Consider the following 19,027-nt stretch of genomic DNA (forward strand, 5'->3'; position numbering starts at 1 on the left):
ACAGCTCCGATGCCGTCCGACCCACCACTTCCCACGGCACATTGGCGCACCCGCCGCGGATTCCTGCGGACCATGATCGGGGCGCCGGTCGCCCTCGCCGCGACGGCCGTCCCGATGACCTCCGCGTACGCGACCACGGCCTCGCACCAGGACACGCGACGCAACCGGGTCGGTGCCTGGTCACCCAGCATGACGACCGGAGGCCCCGCCTTCGCAGACCAGACCATCCGGATGGTCGTGCACAGCAGCGTCGCGGGCTCGGACGCCCGCATCACCCTCTCGAACCGCTACAGCCCCGAGCCGCTCGACGCAGCCGCGGTGACGGTGGCAGTCCAGGCGACCGGCGGCGAGGCGAAGCCCGGAACCATCCGGCGCATCACCTTCGGTGGGTCGGGCCGTGTCACGATCCCGGCCGGCGAGGAGGCGGCCAGCGACACCGTCCCGATCACGATCGAGGCCGAACAGAACCTGCTCGTCAGCCTGTACGTGTCCACGGCAACCGGTATGTCGACCTGGCACTCGGACGCCTTCGACACGACCTACGTCGCACCCGGCGACCACACCGGCGACGACAACTCCTCCGTGTACAGGGCCACTTCGACGTCCTGGTACTACCTGGCGGGTCTCGACGTCCTGTCCCCGACGGCGCGGGGCACCGTCGTCGCCTTCGGCGACTCCATCACCGACGGCTACCACTCCTCGACCGGCACCTACACCCGCTGGCCCGACTTCCTCGCCCGCCGCCTGGCCGCCGGACCGGGCCCGCAGAGACTGAGCGTCGTGAACGCCGGCCTTGGTGGCAACCGGGTCCTGACCGACGTACCCAACCTGTGGCAGGGAGTGAGCGCGCTCAAGCGGTTCGACCACGACGCCCTCGGCCGGCCGGGTGTCACGCACGTGATCCTCTTCGAGGGCATCAACGACATCGGCAACAACGCGGGCCCCGACGGCGGACCGCTCACTGCCCAGGACCTGGTCGACGGTTACCGCACCCTGATCGGCCGGGCTCACAGAGCAGGCGTCCGGGTCATGGGCGCGACCCTGATGCCCGACAAGGGCAACGGCTACTACACACCCGCCGCCGAGGCGATACGCCGTGACGTCAACCACTGGATCCGCACCGGTCGCGCGTACGACGGCGTCATCGACTTCGACCGGACGATGCGCGACCCCGCGGACTCCGCCGCCCTGAACCCCTCCTACGACTCCGGCGATCACATCCACCCGAACGACGCGGGCATGAAGGCCATGGCCAATGCCGTCGACCTCGGCCTGCTGCGACACTGACGCGAAGGCGGGAAGGAAGGGCCGGGTCCACGACGGGTGAGCCGGGGCCACGAGGACCGGCTACGAGGACGGCGCGTACGGCGCGTCCGTAGGCTCCGGCCAGGACTGGCGCACCTGACCATTGGTCATGGCGGATGTGCGCGCGGCGTCCGGCAGGTCCATACCGAAGCCGCTCAGCAGGACCTCGGTGTACCGGCGCCAGGCGTCGGGGGCGACGGCGTGGGTGCGGTCGGCGACGGCGCCGATCATGTACAGGAAGGCGTACACGTCCGCGGACTCGAAGTCGTCCCGGACCGCACCGGCCGCGCGTGCCCGCTCCACCAGGCCGTCGACGTGCCGGCCGAGCTCGTCCCGGATCCCTGAGACCGGCTTCGCGTCGAGGTTTGCGTGGGCGAGGACGATGTCCAACGCCTGGTCCCGCGCCCGCCATTGGGCTGCCGCGAGCAGATAGTGCAGCAGAGCCCGACCGGGATCCGGCTGCTGCTCGGCCTCGTCCGCGAGCCGCAGGAACGTGGTGAACCGCCCGGTGAACAGGGCGTCGATCAGTGCCTGTAGATGCGTGCGCTCGGTGCCATCCATACGCAATGCGGTGGCGAGTGCGTCCAGAACGGCATCGGATACTCCGCCGAGGCTGCCTCGTTCCAGGCGCGTGTAGTACTCGACGCTCACCCCGGCGAGCATGGCGACCTCGCTTCTGCGCAGCCCCGCCACCCGCCGGGAGCCGTAAGCGGGCAGCCCGGCCTGGAGGCGCGGATTTCTGCCCGGTTGTCCATACCGCCAGGGTAGGCACGCCCCCTTCGCCACTGGAATACCCTGCCAGTGCCCCCACCAGGAAGAACCCTCTGCTGCCCGGAGAACAGCGTTGACGTGGAAGTCCTAGTAATGGATGACACCACGCTCGCCACCACCGACGGCCACGGCATCGCCCGACATCGATCCGCTGCGGCCCGAGGCGAGGAACGTGACGACGTCTGCGACGTCCTCGGGTCGGAAAAGGCGCCCCAGGCTGGTCTTCCCGGCGGCATCCCGAAGAAGCTCGTCGACCGGACGGTCGGACTCTGCGGCCAGTCGACCGAGGCGGTCCCGTCCCGCGGGGGAATCGACCACGCCGGGGTGAACCACCGTCACATTGATCCCCACGGGGCCCAATTCGTCGGCAAGGTTCTTGGTCAGCGCTGCGACCGCGACGTTGCGTACGGAGCCGGACAGCGAGCCGGTCCGGCGCGCGTTCAGCCCGGAGATGTTGACGATGTGACCGCCACCGCCGGAGGCCATGAGTGGGACCAGCGCCTGGATGCAGCGGAACGCGCCGAGGACCTTGCAGTCGATGTCTCGCAGCATGTCGTCGGCGGACAGATCGGCGAGACTCGCCGGGGGACTCGCCGAGGCGGGCGCTGAGGCCGCGTTGACCAGGACGTCACACCGCCCGAAGTGGCCCTGCACGGCGTCCGCCATTGCGCGCACCGAGCCGGGATCAGTGGTGTCCGCCGAGACGGTCATCACGTCGGTACTCGAGGTCAGTTCCCGGGCGAGCGCGTCCAGCCTCTCGGCGTTCCGCGCGACGAGAGCCACATGCATGCCCTCCGCCGCAAGCTGACGTACGACAGCACTGCCGATCTCGCCGGACGCGCCCGTGACCACCGCTACTTTGCCCCGCAACTGCAAATCCACTTGTTGCTCCCCAACACCCATACGAATCACGGTCGCTGCCCCGGCCGGAGCAGACACGATCCTCTCTTCACGGTATGCCGTACACGAGCTACGGGGCCCTGGATGCCATCGCGCCGCATACGGCAGGAGCCGGTGAACCGTCGGCCAGAGTCTGCTTTGGCCCGTCTACCTGCGTTCCCCGACGGAGCGTGCCGCTTTGCGCAGCATCTCGTCGGGCTCGGGTCCGCTCTCGCCCGGCTCTCGCCACGCGTACCACCGCAGCGCCAGATGCAGTGCGGACAGCAGCATGCCCGCCTGCACACGTGTCTCCATGTCGGCTTCCGTCTTCCCCGCGCGGGCCGCGAGAGCGTTTGCCACCAACGGCAGCGCGTCGAAGCTCTGGCGCTTCCATACGGACTGGAGCCCCGGTTCTGTACGGGTGAGCCGCATGAGGTGCAGGACGATGCGCAGTGTGCTGGGGTCGGCGTCCCCACCCCCGCTCGCACTGTCGTGGTGGCGGTAGCCGCTGTCGCGTGGTCAGGAACGTGGTGGTGGACCGAATCGGCCGGCTTCTTCGCCCGTACCAGCTCGGCCTTTCCCGTGAAATGGAGGTAGTTGCTCGGCGCCGCGACGCCGAGCTCGCCCCATTCCCGTGCGTGTCGGCGCGAGTGTAATTTGTCGATCGATACGAGAGGGGGGCCTGCGACATTGGACAACAGCGCTCCTGCGGGCGGCCGCGAAGGCGCCGGGACGCCGCCGCTCCCGGATGGTTGGTTGAGGCCGCTCGCCGCCGTGGGTGAGGACTTCGCCGCGCTCACCGGTGTTCGAGTCGACCTGGACACGGAACTGTTCCTGCGGGCCCGGCTCGCGGGCTTCGCCCCCGCGGGCCGTATCTCGGCGGGTGGTTCCTGCCGACTGCTCCGGTCCGACGACGGCTGGGTTGCGGTCAACGTGGCCAGGCCCGACGATCACGCGGTGCTGCCCGCACTGGTCAACATGCTGGGCGGGGACGGGGATTCGGGAACGGGAGAACTCCGCGGGGGAGAGCTGGCAGAGGCGGTGGCCGCGCGACCGGCGGCGGACGTCGTCCGCGGCGCCCAACTACTCGGCGTGGCCGCGTCGTTCCTCGGTTCCGAGCGAGGACGTCGCGCGCCTGTGTTGCGTGAGCGCGTCGGGGGTGCGGGTCCGGCACGGACACCCCGTGGTGTGCGCGTCGTGGACTTCTCCGCGCTGTGGGCAGGGCCGTTGTGTGCGCGCCTGCTCGGCCGCGCGGGCGCCGACGTACTGAAGGTGGAGAGCGTGACGCGGTCCGACGGTGCGCGCCGCGGCCAGCCCGACTTCTACCGGCACCTGCATGACGGCCACCGCAGTGTGGTCCTCGACTTCGCCGACCGTGCCGCCCTGTGCGCGGTCGTGGCCGATGCCGACGTGGTGATCGAGGCGTCACGGCCGCGCGCCCTGCGCCGCCTCGGGCTCGACGCGGAACGGTTCCTCGCGGCCCGAACCGGCCGGACGTGGGTGAGCATCACCGGATACGGACGCGAGGACGACCGGATCGCCTTCGGCGACGACGCGGCGGTGGCGGGCGGTCTCGTGGCGCGCCTGGCCGATGGCTCGGGCCCGGCGTTCCTCGGCGATGCCCTCGCGGACCCCGTCACCGGGATCCACGCGGCCCGTGCGGCGGCGCAGTCCCTCGCGGACGGGGGCGGACACCTCGTGTGCGTGGCGATGGCGGCGTGTGCGGCGGAGCTGGCCGACGGTGCACGGCTGCCCACGTCTTGGTGAGGGGGTTCTGTGCTGATCAGGGACGTCGAGGTGGAGGGGTGCGGCCGGGTCGACGTACGCGTGCGGGGCGGGCGGATCGTCGAGCTGGGGACGCGCCTCGGCGGAGACGCTGGTGGGTGCCCGGTCGTCGATGGACGGGGCGGAGCCCTGCTCCCCGGGCTGCACGACCATCACATCCATCTCGCCGCGCTCGCCGCCGAACCGGCCTCGATCCGGGTCGGGCCGGCGGACGTGGCCGGGCCCGCGGGACTCGCGAAGGCGTTGCGGGGCGGGGCCCCGGGGGAGTGGGTGAGAGCCGTCGGTTACCACGAGAGCGTCGCCGGCGAGCTGGACCGTGCGGCGCTCGACCGGCTGGTGTCCGACCGGCCGGTGCGGGTGCAGCACCGCAGTGGCGAGCTGTGGGTGTGGAACGGTGCCGCCCTGCGCGCCGCGGGCCTTGACGACGACGGGGACGGGGACGGGAACGGGGACGGGAACGGGGACGGGGGCGGGAATGGGAACGGCGACGGGCGGTTCTGGCGCACCGACGAACGTCTGCGCGCAGTGCTGCCTCCAACTCCCGTCGATCTGAGGGGAGTCGGCCGCCGCGCCGCCGACCGAGGAGTCACCGGTTTCACCAACGCCGACCCGTACCCGGCCCCCGGTCTGCCCGCGCTGCTGCGGGATCTGCCGCAGCGGCTCACCGTCATGAGCCTCGACAGGACGGCGCCCCTGAAGATCCGCCTGGACGACCTCACGCTGCCCGCGCCCGCACAGCTCGCGGAGCGGATCGCGCGGGCCAGGCCCCGCCCCGTCGCAGTCCATTGCGTCACGCGTGTGCAGCTCTTCGTCACGCTGCTCGCCCTCGACGAGGCGGGTGGTGTGTCCGGGGACCGCGTCGAACACGGCGCCGTGATTCCCGCAGAGGCCCTGGAGTGGCTGCGGCGGCTCGGCACCACCGTGGTCACGCAGCCGCACTTCCCGGTCGAGCGGGCGGCCGCGTACGCGAGCGATGTCGACGCCGACGACCGGCCCCACCTCTACCGCTGCGGGACGCTGGCCGCCGCCGGCATCCCCGTCGCCGCCGGCACCGACGCCCCGTACGGGACCGCGGACCCCTGGGCGGTGATGCGGGCGGCCGCCGGGCGGGCCGGTCCCGACGCTGTGCCGCCGCGCGCCGCGCTCGGCCTGTTCCAGGGGGACGCCCTCGATCCGGGCGGCCCGCCGCGGACCGTCGCGCCGGGCACACCCGCCGACCTGTGCCTGCTCCACGTACCGCTGCGCGAGGCGCTCGACACGCTCACCGCCGACTGCGTACGGACCGCGTTCGTGGCAGGCCGGGCCGTCTGACACCGAGGCCTCATGTTCGTTCGGCCTTGGATGCGCGCCGAGTCGTAGTGACGTAATCAGGAGTTCGCGGGCCTCTTTCGGGCTGGGCCGAAAGGCGTGGAGCCCGCGGGGCCGTCGGCGGCATGCTCACATCGCGATCACGACCCGACCGGCCGCCAGGGCCACGGTCGAAGGCAAAGCCCGCCGACCAGTGCGGCGATGGGGCATGTGCCGCCCCCGGCGAAGCAGCGGCACACCACGAGGGAAACGAGGAGAACCATGCGACCCATCCGAACCGTTCTCAGCCTGACCGGCGCCGCACTGCTCACCGCGGGCCTCGCCGCCGGGACTGTCACCGCGCAGCCCGCGCCCACCGCCGATACGGTGCGCACCGCGCAAGCACGTGCGGCCGGACTCTCCGAAGGGCAGGCCGCGCAGCTTCAGGATCGAATCGACGCACACCGGGCGGGAATGAAGGTCCCCGCCCAGCAGGTGAGCTTCGATGAGATCCGCGCGAACGACGGCACAACGATCACCTTCACCGCACCCGGGTCCGCGCTGGGCAGCGGCTGCTCGAGCGGGCGCCTGTGCCTGTGGGCGGGTGACAAGTACGACCACAAGAAGCTCACGTTCTACAGGTGCGCGTTCCGCGATTTGAGTGACTACGGCTTCAACGACCGGCTGACCTCGCTGAAGAACCGTCAGTCCAGCGGCACCCGGGCGAAGTTCTACAACTGGGAGGGGCACTGGTCCCTCAAGTTCGGCAGCACGGCGCCGCACAACATCCCGGACCTGCAGGGTACGCCGTACAACAACATGATCGACGGCGTACGGGTCTGCTGACGAGCCGTGCATGGTTGGCGGTGGCCCGCGCGTTCGGCAGGCGCTGCGACCAGGTCACCGAGCCGTGTGTCGGTCCGCCCGGTCTGTGGGGGGAGCGGACCGACACACGGCTTACGCGTGCTTGACCGGCAGTTGCAGGTACGACGCGTGGTCGCCGCCGCCGTGGATGATGTGTCGGCCGCTGTTGGCCGGGGTGTACTCGCGGTTGCCGGGCATCATCGTGCCGAGCGGTGAGCGGCCGCTGACGATGAAGCGGAGCTGTTCGCCCGGGTGGAAGGTGAGCCCGACCGGCAGCAGGTCGATCTCGACGTCGACGACCTCGCCGGGGGAGAGCTTCTCGATCCGGTCGAAGGTGTGGGCGGGGACGTGCGAAGCACCGCGCTCCGCCACCTCGCTCGATCCTTCCGGCGGCCTCTGCCGGAACAGGGTCTGTTCGCGTGACCTGTGAACCAGCCGCGTTCTCCACGATGTTCGCAGGACAGGCGTCGGGGGCGTCGTCGGCCGGGGCGTCGGATGCCCCCTCGGGGCAGCCGGGTGGTGGGGCCGGAGGCCCGGGTGTCACCGATGAGTTCGTGGGTGTGACCACGGACGGCACAGTGGTCAAGGACCCAGGGAGCCGTGGGGCTGGCAGTTCGAAGGGCACCACCTGGTGATCAACTACTTCGTCCTCGGCGACCAGGTCGTCATGACACCAACCTTCACGGGGTCCGAGCCCGCCGTCGCCGACTACGGTATCGACAGCGAGTACGAGGGCACGAAGAGCTTCCAGGACGAGCTTGCCGCCGGCTACGCACTCGTGCGCTCTCTGAGTGCGGACCAGCGGTCGGTCGCGGTCACCACGAGCGCCACCAATGACAGGGACCTGACCTCCGGCGCCTACTCGGACAACGCGGTCATGCCGTACGAGGGCATCAAGGGCAGAGAACTGGACCGCGCGCAGCTGGCGAAGCTGTGGAGGATCGTCGAGCTGTTCGTCGGGAACGTCGGCGAGGACCACGCGATAATCAAGATGGCCGAGGTCAAGAAGTACAGGGACGAGACCCACTTCTCGTGGCACGGGGACACCGCTGCTGACGTTCCGATGTACTACCGCGTCCACAGCCCCGTAGTCCTCATCGAGCTGGACTCCCAGGACCTGGGACCCATTGGGAAGGCGGCCGGTTGGGAGGCCGGGATGACCCAACTGCACATCCACGCCATCATCCGCACCCCCAACGGCAACGACTACGGCAAGGACCTCCTCGCTCGGCACCTGGCCCTCGACCACTGACGTCACCGACGCACGGGGTGGTTGGCCACGCCGAGTCCCGCATGTCACTTCGCCGCGTCGCGGGTCGCCTCGTCCGGCAGGGTGAGGACGTCCCGCTGTGCCAGACGGTGGCTGTCGGGCAGGGCGATGAGCAGGCGTTCCTGGGCGACGCCCCGCGAATCGACCTCGTCCGGCAGGAAATCCTGCCGCCCGACGAGGAGGTCGAGGTGTCCCTTGAGGAGCTTCTCCATGCCGGCGAGGGAGAAGTGCGAGCCGAGCAGGTCGAGGCCGATGCCGGGTCGCTTGTCCTTGATGTGGTGTGCGAGCTGACCCACGATGGAGTTGACGGTTGCCTCGCCGAACCCGATCCGGACGCGGCCGAGTTCGCCCTCCTGCGACCGCCGGACGATCTCCTTGATCCGCTGGGAAAGCATCACCAGTTCACGGGCGGAGTCGACCACCGCCTCGCCCTGCGGGGTGAGGGAGACATGACGTGTGTTGCGGACGAAGAGCAGAGCGCCGAGATCGGATTCGATGTGGCGTATGAGCCGGCTCAGGGGAGGCTGCGCCATGTGGAGGCGTTCGGCGGCGCGCCCGAAGTTGAGCTCTTCGGCGACGGCCAGAAACGCCTGAGCCTCGCGGACCTCCACACCGCCTCCCGCTTGACGGCCCTGGTGTGATCAACGTTGATGACAGCACAGGTTACCTACAGGACCGGCTGGCACGCCGCCGGGCTTGAGGAAGATCTGGGTTGTACTCGTAGTAAAAATTTTTGAGACAGGAGTCGAAGTCTCGTGTAGCGTCGCCGCCATGTCCGAGACTGAAGAGTCCGATGTCACGCTCGGGGACCGCCTGCGGCGTCGTCGCAAAGCCCTTCAACTGACGCTGCAGCAGGTCTCCGAGGCCACCGGCATCACCGTTGGCTACCTGTCACAGCTCGAGCGCGGGCGTGCCAACGGAAGCGTCAGTACGTTGCAGAAGATCTGCGGTGTGCTGAAGCTCAACGTCGGGGACCTCTTCGCGTCCAGTGGCACGCCGACCCGCCCGGTGCTGCGTTTCGCGGACGCCACCAGTCGTCAGTTCGGCAACAGGGCGTCCAAGTTCAAGCTGACCCCGGCGCACTTCGACCACCTCGAAGTGCTCCTCGGCACCTTCGAGCCCGGCGGCGACACCGGTACGCACCAGTACACGCACGGCGCCTCCGAAGAACTCCTCGTGGTGCTGGAAGGCCAGGTCGAATTACAGGTCGGCACCGCCACCCACGCCCTCGGCCCGCTCGATTCGGTGAGCTACAACAGTGGCCAGCCGCACAAGGTCATGGAACGCACGGGCACACACCCCGCCAAGGTCATGTGGGCCATGGCGCCCCCCACGTACTGACCGGCACGCCTCATACCGCGCCGAACACCGCTCCGAATTCCGCTCCGGCGTCGCCCAGGAGCCGCCTCCCGCTCCGGCACCGGCACAGCACGGCGACGTAGCGCTCGGCAACACCCCGCGATCACCCGACGAGACACCCTGGGAGTCGTTTTGTCCGTCACGTCCCCGCAGCGCGCCCAGAACGCGAGGTCCGAACTCCGCGGTGTCGGAGGAATGGCGTTCGCCGAACTCTGGGAACGCTTCTCGTTCTACGGCCTGCAGAGCATCCTCGCGTTCTACCTCCTCGACGCGCTGAGCGAAGGCGGACTCGCCCTTCCCGCCGCCGCGGCGGTCGGCATCACGGGGGCCTACGGTGGCGCCGTCTACCTGGCCCAACTGCTCGGCGCCTGGGCCGGGGAGCGCCTGGTCAGCCCCCATGTGCTCGTCCTCGGCGGCGGCATCGTCATCGCCCTGGGCCACATCGTGCTCGCTGTCGCGCCGGGACTGCTCGGGCTCGGTACGGGTCTCGTCCTGATCGTCCTCGGCACGGGCGCGTTGAAGACCAACATCACCTCCATCGTGGGCTTCATCCTCGCGAGCGAGAGTGCCGCGAAGAAGGACGCCGGCTTCTCGTACTTCTACATGGCGATCAACACGGGTGCCGTCCTCGGCCCGTTGACCACGGGTTTCGCCCAGAACCAGTGGGGATTCCACGTCGGGTTCGGGCTCGCCGCGGTCGGCATGATCATCGCGCTCGTCCAGTACGTACGGTCGGCACGGTTCCTGCCGCCTCGTGCCTCCCAGGTCGTCAACCCGCTGCCCGCGGCGGCACGGCGCAAGGCCCTCGGCATCGCCGTCGCCGCACTCGTGGTCATCGCGCTTGCGGCTCTGTTCGGCCTGCTCAAGGCCGAGCGGCTCTCCATGATCGTCACGGTGGGAACCCTTCTCACCGCCGCCGTCTACTTCGCGCTCATCCTGCGCTCGGGAAACGTGTCCGCGATCGAGCGGCGCCGGGTGCGCTCCTACATACCCCTGTTTCTCGGCGCATCCCTGTACTTCGGGCTGCTCTTCGCGAAGTTCACCGCGATCTCCCTCCTGGTCAAGAGCCGCGTGGACCTCAGCATGGGTGACTGGTCGTTCCCCGTCGGCTGGATCACGATGATCTCGTCCGCGTCCGGTGTGGCCATGCTTCCGGTCGGCGCCGCCGTCTGGAAGAGGATGGGGGCACGTCAGCCGAAGGCCGGCACCAAGTTCGCCATGGGCCTCGTGCTGATCGGCCTGGGCTTCACGTTCATTCTGGTGATCTCCGCGCTGTTCGACGGCGGCACGATCCCGTTCGCCTACATCGTCGTGTTCATGTTCATCATGGGCAGCTCCGAGATCTTCGTCGGCCCCATCGGCCTCTCCCTGGCCACGCAGATCGCGCCGAAGGCCTTCACCGCGCAGATGGTCGCCATCAACTTCCTCACACTGGCCCTCGGTTCCTCCCTCTCGGGCCTGTTGGGGCAGTTCTTCACCGCCGTCTCGAACAACACCTACTTCCTGACCCTCGCGCTCGTGGCAGTCGCCGCGGGCCTGTCCCTGTACGCGTTCCGCAGGCCCGTCCACCGTGGCCTGTACGCCGGAATCGAGGCCTGATCCCCATGCCCACTCCTCGCATCGCCGTGATCGGAACGGGAACCATCGGGGCGCAGGCGCTCTGGCAACTCGCCAAGCACGGCGCCGACGTGACCGGCTACGAACTCTTCAGCCCGGGACACTCACGTGGAGCCGCCGGCGGCGAAACCAGGCTGTTCCGCCACATCGACGTAGAGAATCCGGAGTACCTGCCCGTCACCGACAGGTCGGACCTCATCTGGCGCGAACTCGAAGCGGAATCCGGGCGCACGCTGCGCAACCTGACCGGCGCCCTCGCCATCGGCAGCACTGCCAGTCCTGCGACGCACACCGCGCTGGAGAGTGCGGCCCTGCTCGGCAACCGGGCCGAGGTGCTCGGCCGCGAGGAGGCGCGGCTGCGTTTCCCCCAATACCGTTTGCACGAAGACGAGTTGGCGATCCTCGACAAGGGGGCCGGTATCATCTTCCCGGAACGCACCGTACGCACCGCCGCGGACGCGGCCCTCGCACGCGGCGCCCGCATCCTGCGCGAATGCCGTGTCACGGCCATCAACCAGGTAGGCAGCCAGGTCGACATCGTGGCCGACAACGGCACGGAACGCTACGACCGCGTCGTCGTCGCGGCAGGCGCGTGGACCGCCACCCTCCTACCGGACATCGCACCGTACCTCGCGACGCGCCGCCTCATCTCGTCGTGGTACCTGCCCAAGGCCGGCAGCACGCTCGACGGCATGCTCCCCTACCTGCGAACGGAGCCCGACTACTCGTACGGGCTGCCGACCGCGGACGGCCTGGCCATGAAGCTCGGCGTCGGATTCCGCGACCACCTGCCCGTCGAGTCCCCGGACACCGCGCCCCTGCGCATCACCGACGAGGACCTCGAGCCCATCCGCGCGGTGGCACGGGACCTCTTCCCGGCTCTCGACGACTACCCGATGCGCGCCCAGCCGTACTTCGAGGCCTACACACACTCACGCGTCGAGTTCCTGCGCGAACACCCGGGCATGCCCTCGGTCTTCGTCTGCGCCGGGTTCTCCGGCAAGGGCTTCAAGAACGCACCGGTCTTCGGCGAGGCCGCGGCGATGGCGGCACTCGGCCTGCCGCCGAAGAGTGACAGCATGGCGTTCATCCTCGATGCGGAACATCCGTCCCGGTGAGGTCGAGTCCGGTTCCTGTCACGTACCGGTAGTCCGTTGAACTTGGCGGTACGTGGCAGGAACCGGTAGAGCGGGGGCTGTGGATCAGCCCTCTGACGGCACGTGCGTCGCGCGTCGGTCGTGTTCCTGACCGGCGTCCGGGGTGCCGAAGGAGAACTTGTATCCGGTGAAGTCGGCGAGGTGGACGTATCCGATGCGCTGGTAGAGGGCGTTGCTGGTCGGGTTGGCGGGATCCGTGAACAGGACGACGTCCGTCGCGCCTGCGGCCAGCGCGGCCCTGCTCACCTCGAGCGTCACGGCGCCCGCGTAGCCGCGGCCCCGGAGGTGAGCCGGAGTGTAGACGGGGTCCACTCGGACCATGCCGCCGACGATCGAGGTCGCGGCCGCCATCGAGACGGGAGTGCCGTCCGGGGTCTCCCAGAACGTGAAGTGCCTGTCGCCGAAGCGCGAGTCGGCCCAGGAACCGGCGTCAATCAAGTCGATGGAGGGCTGCTCCCCGACAACGACGCAGAACTCGCGGCACCAGCGCACGACTTGCTCGTGATCCTCAGAGCTCGTGACACGACCCTGGCCCTCTGGGCGCGGTTGCAGTGGGGTGAGCGTGCCGAGACGGTACAGATGCGTCCGCCAGAAGGGAGTTGGCGCCGCGCCTGTATGCCGTTGCCATGCATCCGCGAAGGCTGTGGCGGTGTCGTGGTTCGCGAGGACACCGGATGGGGAATGGCCGAGCCCGGTCAGGTGAGACGCGAGAGCCCCACTCTGCTCGGCAGACAACGGGGTGACCCACAGGTGTCCGCGCGGTGTGCGATAGAAGATGGCGCGAACCTCGCCTCCTTCCTCCAGCCGCCCGAAAACGGTGGCTTCGACACCATGCGAGCCAACCCCACGTGTCCGTATTTTCTCGATGTCCGTCAACGGTGTGTTGTGCAGGGCGGGCTGTGAGCGCAGGAAACCTCCTGCTTGGGCGAGGAACTCGTCGACGTCTTCGGTGAGTTGCCAGTCATCCGGAAGCATGGTTCATGGTCCCGGATGAACCCGCGCACCCACCACTGGTCCCGCCGGGTATTGCGGCGTACCGGGCAGTGTCATGAGCGCCTCGGTGCGGACGGGGGCGTGTTGATTTAATTAAATTGGCGAGAGCGGTGAGTTGTTCGCTGGGGTTCTTGTCAATGTTTCCGTGGTCGACGCGTCGTCACCGTTGACGGATCATATACAGATCTCCTACGTTGGCGCCGGCGTCAAGCGCGAGCAGGTCGCTACGGGAGCCGGTCGCGGTCGGGGCACACCCTGCGGCCGGTGGCCTGATGCGGCATGCGGCTCGGCACCTCTGGAAGCAACGGCGAAGGAGAGGGTGCATGCGGCAACTCACGGCAATCGTCTGCGGCGGAGGGATCGGCGGGACCACCGCCGCACTGGCGCTTCGGAAGGCCGGCCTGGCGGTGACCCTGATCGAACAGGCGCCGGAAATCAAGGAGATCGGAACCGGGCTCCAACTCGGGCCGAACGCGGTCCGGGCTCTCTTCGACCTGGGGCTGGAGCACGAGCTCCGTGCGCTGTCACCGGTCACCCAGGAGATCGTCCGGCGCCGCCGGGACGGCGGTGTCCTCAACCGGACCAGGCTGGGCGCGTCCGCCGAGCGGCGTTACGGCGCGCCCTATCTCCAGGTCCACCGCGCCGATCTCCTGGACCTGCTGCTCCGAGCAGTGGTCACCCCGAGCGGCGAGGGCACTCCAGCAGAGGTGGTGACCGCAGCGCAGGTCTCCTCCATCGAGGACATCGACGGCACGGCCCCGATTGCCGTCACCACCACGGGCACACGATTCCAGGGCGACCTCCTGGTCGGCGCCGACGGCGTCAACTCCCTTGCCCGCAAGGCGATTGGCTGCACGATCCCAGTCGTCAACTCCGGGGACATGTGCTTCCGCGCCCTCATCGACGGAAGCGGCGTTCGCAAGGCCGACGAACTCCGGTTCCTCACCGAGCAGCAGGCCGCCCACTTCTGGTTCGGCGATGACAAACACCTGGTGGCCTACCCGATCCGACACGGTGACGCCATCAACATCGTCGGAGTTGTCCCCGAGGACGCCGAGGTCGCGTCGGCGGGTCGGCGGCCCAGCTCCACGGCCGAGATGGTCGACGCCTACCGGGGCTGGGACGACCGCCTGACCACGCTCCTCGGCACGCCCGCGCTCGGCGACGTCAGCCTCTGGACCCTCCAGCGACAGGACCCGCACACCATGTGGACCCGCGGCAACGTGGCGCTCGTCGGCGACGCGTGCCACGCCATGCTGCCGTACGTATCGCAGGGGGCTTCCCAGGCCATCGAGGACGCCGTCGTCCTGGCCGAGGAGGTCGGCGCCGCGCCGGACGGGACGACGGCGCAGGCACTGGTGCGGTACGCCCGGCGCCGGGCCCCCGACGCACACCGAGTGCAGCACGAGGCGCAGGCCAGCCGCGACGTCTACCACCTGCCCGAAGGCCCGGACCAGGCCGCCAGGGACCGCCGGTGGAACGACGCTTCCGGCGAACCGGCCGGCGCCATCGATCTGATCTACGCAGGGACGAGCCGGAGCACGGACGCCGTCGCCTGAACCGGCGCGCACACCACAGGAACCGAAGCAGCAAACCTTCGCCACGGCGATCCGGCGGGCAGCAGGTGGAGCCGCCCGGGAGGAGCGCCCCGAACCGATGCGAGGCTGCAATGACACAGAACGAAAGTACGGCACCGAAAACCCGACGGACGCCTTCGTACAGAACGCTGTGGTTCGTTCTCTTCGGGGGATGGCTGTTCGCGTACGCGGACCGGGCCCTCACCGGCCCGGTCGTGACGTGGATGATCGACAACGACATCGACTTCATGGGCGCCGCCCAGAATCCGCACGCGCTCGGCGGACTCATCGGCAGCCTGTTTTTTGCCGGATACATGCTGACCCAGCTGCCCAGCGGGCGCCTGGGCGACCGGTACGGGCACGCGACGCTGCTCTCGGTCTGCTTCATCTGGGCCGGCTTGGCCACGATCGCCAGCGGGCTGATCACCGGTCTGATCACGTTCGTCGCGCTCAGAGTGATCACCGGTCTCGGTGAGGGCGCGTTCTACTCGAACGACCGGGCGCTGATCGTGGCCCATACCCCGGAGCGGTTCCGGAGCCTCGGGCTCGGTGTGGCCATCACGGGCCTCGCCTTCGGACTCACCGTGGCCAACGTCTTCGCGGCACCGCTGCTGGACTTCGGTGTCGACGTGCTCGGCAAGAACGACGCCTGGCGGATGCCGTTTCTGGTCTTCGGGGCGCTGACCCTGGGGTTCTCGGTCGTCATGTGGTGGTTCATGCGCCGGCTCGCCGGGCCGATCCGCCCCGGTCCTCCGCTGCGGAACCTGATGCTGATCTCGGCCGTGTTCTGTGCGCTGATCATGGCGTTGTTCTGGCTGTGCGACAGCATGGGGCTCCCGGAGTGGGCGTCGGCGACCCTCCAGGTCGTGCTCGCGGCGTGCATCGTGCTGGTGATGCGGCGGCGGGGGTCGATCGGCACGGCCGTCTCCCTGAAGGACCGGGACACCACGCTGATATACGTCGCGGCGATCGCGATCCTCTGGAGCATCTGGCTGTTCGGCTACTGGTCCGTGGCCATCGTGTCGTCCGCGGCCCACTCGTCGCTGACGACCGCCGGACTGATCGCTGCGTTCAACGCCGGCGCGGGCATCATCGGCTTCCCGGTCGGCGGGTGGCTGTCGGACAAGGCGTCCCGGCGCCGGATGGGCCGCCGCAACTACCTGATCACGACGACGGTCGTGCAGGGCGCCCTCGTCCTGATCTTCGGGGTCTATCTGCAGTTCACCGAGGCACCCTCGCTCTGGGTGATGGGTGTCCTGATGTTCTGCACGGGACTGTTCCTGAACGCGGTGCAGCCGATGTCGCAGGCCTTGACGGCCGATCTCGTCAAGCCCGAGGAGCGCGGATCGGCGTTCGGCATGTGGAACCTGATCGGTGAGGTCGGCGCGCTGGCCAGCCCGGTGTTCAGCGGCGTGGTCAGGGACGCCACCGGCAGCTGGTCGGCGGCGATCTACCTCGACGGCTTCTTGGTCATCGGCAGCGCGCTGCTCTACTTCGGCGTGCGCCGATCCGGCCCGCTGTCCGAACGATCGACGACAACGACCGCGACAGAGGTGGCGTGATGACAACGAAAGCCCGCACCTCGACCGAACCCGAACTCGAAACCGAACCCGAAACCGAAACCGATACCGAAACCGATACCGAAACGACCTACGAACGGGCCGGGTTTGGCCGGCCCGTCCGCCGCGGTATGCGTCCCGCACTCCTCGTCGTGGACTTCACCTACGGGTTCACCGACGTCAGGTACCCGACCGGCGCCGACATGTCCGGCCCGGTACGGGCGACCCGGAGACTCCTGGACACGGCCCGTGCAAGCGAGTTGCCCGTCGCCTTCACCACCATCGCCTATGGTCCCGGCGAAGTCCGTTCGCTGACCTGGCTCGACAAGGCGACCGGGATGGCGGCTCTCACCACCGGCAGCCGGCTCGTCGAGATCGACTCCGCTCTGGGCCGACGGCCGGAGGAGCCGGTCTTCGTGAAGCACGGGGCGTCGGCGTTCTTCGGCACCGGCGTCGCGTCCTACCTCGTCTCCACCGGTGCCGACACCCTCGTCGTGACGGGCGCGACCACCAGCGGATGCGTACGGGCCAGCGTCGTCGACGCCGTCCAACTCGGCTTCCCTGTACTGGTCCCGCGTGCGGCCGTCGCCGACCGGGACGAAGGGCCGCACGAGGCGAACCTGTTCGACATCCAGCAGAAGTACGCGGACGTGGTCGACCTCGACGACGCCCTCACCTACCTGGCCGCCGCCGACCGAGAAAGTGATCACAGATGACCGTGGACGAACTTCCGGCGCAACGACGGACCGTGGCCGCCAACGGCCTCCGTCACAGCGTCCTGACCTACGGGGACCCGGCCCACCAGGCACTGCTGATCCTGCCCGGGATCACCACCCCGGCGGTCTGCGCCGACTTCCTGGCCACACAACTGTCCGCACGCGGATTCCGCGTCGTCGTACCGGACATCCGCGGCCGGGGGCAGAGCGACCGGGCCGCATCGGGCGGCTACCGGCTCGTCGACTACGCCGCCGACGTCGCCGGACTCGTCGACGCACTGGACCTCGGCGCACCGGTGGTCGTCGGCCACTCGATGGGCGCCCGGATCGCGGCTGCCTACGCGGTCCGGCACGCCGCCGACGACCACGGCCCCCTGGTCCTGGTCGACCCGCCGACCTCCGGCCCCGGCCGACCGCCGTACCCCACCACCCGCCAGGCGTTCTTGGACCAGCTCCGGGAAGCCCAGGCAGGTACCACCGCGGACGGTGTCGCCGCGCACTACCCCGGCTGGCCGCGCCGCGAGCTGGAGCTGCGCGCCCGACACCTCGCCACCTGCGACGCGACCGCCGTCGTCGAGACCCACGAAGGGTTCGAGACGGAGGACTTCTTCGGGTACTGGACCGAACTCCGCGGCACCGTACTGCTCGTCCACGGAGCCGATAGCCCGGTCGTCCCGCCGGACGCCGTCGACGAACTCCGCCGCGCCCGCCCCGAGATCCCCGTCGTCCCGGTCACCGGCGCCGGGCACATGGTGCCGTGGGACGACCTCGACCAGTTCCTCGACATCCTCACCCCGCATCTGCTCACCTACCGCGAGAGCAAGGAGTAACCGCATGGACCAGAACCTGTTCAACGACATATGTCTGCAGCAGCTCACCCTGTCCGGGGTGCACGAGGGCGAGACGGTGGTGGTGCTGACCCAGGGCCGCGAGCGTGCCGAGTACGCGGACGCGTTCCTGTGGGCGATCCAGCAACTCGGCGCCGTGGGCTACCACATGCGGCTGCCGTCGCCGGCCGGAGCAGCGGGAGCATGGGCGGTCGGGGACTCCGGGCTGGGCACCGTGCCGCTCGCGGTGGACGCGCTCAAGGCCGCCGACATGGTGGTGGACTGCACGTTCCTGCTGTTCTCCCCGGAGCAGTTCGCGATCCAGGACGCGGGTACGCGGATCCTCACCGCGGTGGAGCCACCGGAGCTGCTGGCCCGGCTGATGCCGACAACCGAGCTGCGGGAACGCGTCGAGTCCGGCGCCGAACTGCTGGCCGACGCCACCTCGATGCGGATCACCAGCCCGCACGGCACCGATGTGACCTACCAGTTGGGCGTCTACCCGACCCTGTCCGAGTACGGCTACACCGACACCCCGGGCCGGTGGGACCACTGGCCGGCCGCTTTCGTGTTCACCGGCGGGGCCGACGACGGAGTCGACGGCAAGATCGTGCTCGCCCCCGGGGACGTACTGCTCCCGTTCAACAGTTATGTGCAGACCCCGGTGGAACTCACCATCGAGAAGGGCTTCATCCGCGACATCCGCGGCGGCGCCAACTCCTCCGGCCTGGACGCGGATCTGTTGCGCTCCTACATCGAGAGCTTCGACGACCCGCGCGGCTACGGAATGTCCCATGTCGGCTGGGGACTGGACGAGCGCGCGCACTGGCACGGCCTGACCCAGTTCGGCGGCGGGATGGGCATGGAGCTACGCAGCTTCTACGGCAACGTGATGTTCTCGATCGGGCCCAACAACGAGCTCGGCGGCCCGAACGACACCGCATGCCACTTCGACATCCCGATGCGCGGCAACAGCCTCTATCTCGACGACGAACTCATCGTCGACGCCGGAGAGTTGACCGTGCCCGAGATGCGGCCGGTGAACCGCCGATGAGCCGCGA

The 19,027-nt window shown here is 69.2% G+C and carries 18 protein-coding genes and 1 pseudogene; 13 read left to right on the forward strand and 6 right to left on the reverse strand.

Going from position 1 to position 19,027, the window contains the following annotated elements:
- The first annotated feature begins 72 nt into the window (after window positions 1–72).
- A complete protein-coding gene (locus tag ACWD2L_RS02415) occupies window positions 73–1,287 on the forward strand; it encodes an SGNH/GDSL hydrolase family protein (RefSeq protein ID WP_351331271.1) in 1,215 nt (404 codons plus the stop codon).
- A gap of 60 nt (window positions 1,288–1,347) precedes the next feature.
- Here the strand turns inward: ACWD2L_RS02415 and ACWD2L_RS02420 are convergent, their stop codons facing one another.
- The 3 genes from ACWD2L_RS02420 to ACWD2L_RS02430 form a co-directional block, all read right to left on the reverse strand.
- Window positions 1,348–1,956, reverse strand: coding sequence for a helix-turn-helix domain-containing protein (locus ACWD2L_RS02420; RefSeq protein ID WP_351331272.1), 609 nt, complete (start codon window positions 1,954–1,956; stop codon window positions 1,348–1,350).
- Between the two features lie 207 nt (window positions 1,957–2,163).
- Entirely contained in the window at window positions 2,164–3,015 is an 852-nt protein-coding gene (locus ACWD2L_RS02425; RefSeq protein WP_451187101.1) for an SDR family NAD(P)-dependent oxidoreductase, read from the reverse strand.
- A gap of 108 nt (window positions 3,016–3,123) precedes the next feature.
- Window positions 3,124–3,408, reverse strand: coding sequence for an acyl-CoA-like ligand-binding transcription factor (locus ACWD2L_RS02430; protein ID WP_351331353.1), 285 nt, complete (start codon window positions 3,406–3,408; stop codon window positions 3,124–3,126).
- 321 nt (window positions 3,409–3,729) lie between these two features.
- Here ACWD2L_RS02430 and ACWD2L_RS02435 point away from each other — a divergent pair, with 321 nt between their 5' ends.
- From ACWD2L_RS02435 to ACWD2L_RS02445, 3 genes are all read left to right on the forward strand, one after another.
- Entirely contained in the window at window positions 3,730–4,722 is a 993-nt protein-coding gene (locus ACWD2L_RS02435; protein ID WP_351331274.1) for a CoA transferase, read from the forward strand.
- Window positions 4,723–4,731: 9 nt separating this feature from the next.
- Window positions 4,732–6,051, forward strand: a complete 1,320-nt coding sequence (locus ACWD2L_RS02440) for an amidohydrolase family protein (RefSeq protein WP_351331275.1) — start codon at window positions 4,732–4,734, stop codon at window positions 6,049–6,051.
- A 258-nt stretch (window positions 6,052–6,309) separates the two neighbouring features.
- On the forward strand, window positions 6,310–6,873 hold the full coding sequence (locus ACWD2L_RS02445; RefSeq protein ID WP_351331276.1) for a peptidase inhibitor family I36 protein: 564 nt from the start codon (window positions 6,310–6,312) through the stop codon (window positions 6,871–6,873).
- A gap of 111 nt (window positions 6,874–6,984) precedes the next feature.
- On the opposite strand, the gene ACWD2L_RS02450 is transcribed toward ACWD2L_RS02445, so the two are convergent.
- Window positions 6,985–7,350, reverse strand: a complete 366-nt coding sequence (locus tag ACWD2L_RS02450; protein ID WP_351331354.1) for a CocE/NonD family hydrolase C-terminal non-catalytic domain-containing protein — start codon at window positions 7,348–7,350, stop codon at window positions 6,985–6,987.
- Window positions 7,351–7,495: 145 nt separating this feature from the next.
- On the opposite strand from ACWD2L_RS02450, the pseudogene ACWD2L_RS02455 reads away from it, so the two are divergent.
- A pseudogene (locus ACWD2L_RS02455) lies at window positions 7,496–8,143 on the forward strand (DUF3500 domain-containing protein); the annotation flags it as partial.
- A gap of 44 nt (window positions 8,144–8,187) precedes the next feature.
- Here the strand turns inward: ACWD2L_RS02455 and ACWD2L_RS02460 are convergent.
- Window positions 8,188–8,772, reverse strand: a complete 585-nt coding sequence (locus ACWD2L_RS02460; protein WP_351331277.1) for a LysR family transcriptional regulator — start codon at window positions 8,770–8,772, stop codon at window positions 8,188–8,190.
- 160 nt (window positions 8,773–8,932) lie between these two features.
- Here ACWD2L_RS02460 and ACWD2L_RS02465 point away from each other — a divergent pair, with 160 nt between their 5' ends.
- From ACWD2L_RS02465 to ACWD2L_RS02475, 3 genes are all read left to right on the forward strand, one after another.
- On the forward strand, window positions 8,933–9,502 hold the full coding sequence (locus ACWD2L_RS02465; protein ID WP_351331278.1) for a helix-turn-helix domain-containing protein: 570 nt from the start codon (window positions 8,933–8,935) through the stop codon (window positions 9,500–9,502).
- Window positions 9,503–9,652: 150 nt separating this feature from the next.
- Entirely contained in the window at window positions 9,653–11,119 is a 1,467-nt protein-coding gene (locus ACWD2L_RS02470; RefSeq protein WP_351331279.1) for a peptide MFS transporter, read from the forward strand.
- A 5-nt stretch (window positions 11,120–11,124) separates the two neighbouring features.
- Complete coding sequence (locus tag ACWD2L_RS02475) at window positions 11,125–12,255, forward strand: FAD-dependent oxidoreductase (protein ID WP_351331280.1); 1,131 nt, start codon at window positions 11,125–11,127, stop codon at window positions 12,253–12,255.
- An 84-nt stretch (window positions 12,256–12,339) separates the two neighbouring features.
- Here the strand turns inward: ACWD2L_RS02475 and ACWD2L_RS02480 are convergent, their stop codons facing one another.
- The gene (locus ACWD2L_RS02480) at window positions 12,340–13,269 is read right to left on the reverse strand and encodes a GNAT family N-acetyltransferase (RefSeq protein ID WP_351331281.1); all 930 of its coding nucleotides are present in this window, start codon (window positions 13,267–13,269) and stop codon (window positions 12,340–12,342) included.
- A 341-nt stretch (window positions 13,270–13,610) separates the two neighbouring features.
- On the opposite strand from ACWD2L_RS02480, the gene ACWD2L_RS02485 reads away from it, so the two are divergent.
- The 5 genes from ACWD2L_RS02485 (at window position 13,611) to ACWD2L_RS02505 (ending at window position 19,020) form a co-directional block, all read left to right on the forward strand.
- A complete protein-coding gene (locus tag ACWD2L_RS02485) occupies window positions 13,611–14,846 on the forward strand; it encodes an FAD-dependent monooxygenase (RefSeq protein WP_351331282.1) in 1,236 nt (411 codons plus the stop codon).
- 110 nt (window positions 14,847–14,956) lie between these two features.
- A complete protein-coding gene (locus tag ACWD2L_RS02490; protein ID WP_351331283.1) occupies window positions 14,957–16,426 on the forward strand; it encodes an MFS transporter in 1,470 nt (489 codons plus the stop codon).
- The gene (locus tag ACWD2L_RS02495) at window positions 16,426–17,139 is read left to right on the forward strand and encodes an isochorismatase family protein (RefSeq protein WP_351331284.1); all 714 of its coding nucleotides are present in this window, start codon (window positions 16,426–16,428) and stop codon (window positions 17,137–17,139) included. The genes ACWD2L_RS02490 and ACWD2L_RS02495 overlap by 1 nt, the downstream gene beginning before the upstream one ends.
- The gene (locus tag ACWD2L_RS02500) at window positions 17,136–17,969 is read left to right on the forward strand and encodes an alpha/beta fold hydrolase (protein WP_351331285.1); all 834 of its coding nucleotides are present in this window, start codon (window positions 17,136–17,138) and stop codon (window positions 17,967–17,969) included. Before ACWD2L_RS02495 ends, ACWD2L_RS02500 begins: the two co-directional genes overlap by 4 nt.
- A 4-nt stretch (window positions 17,970–17,973) precedes the next feature.
- A complete protein-coding gene (locus tag ACWD2L_RS02505; protein ID WP_351331286.1) occupies window positions 17,974–19,020 on the forward strand; it encodes a M29 family metallopeptidase in 1,047 nt (348 codons plus the stop codon).
- Window positions 19,021–19,027 lie beyond the last annotated feature (7 nt).

It is taken from the genome of Streptomyces sp. NPDC002754 (genome assembly GCF_053592315.1).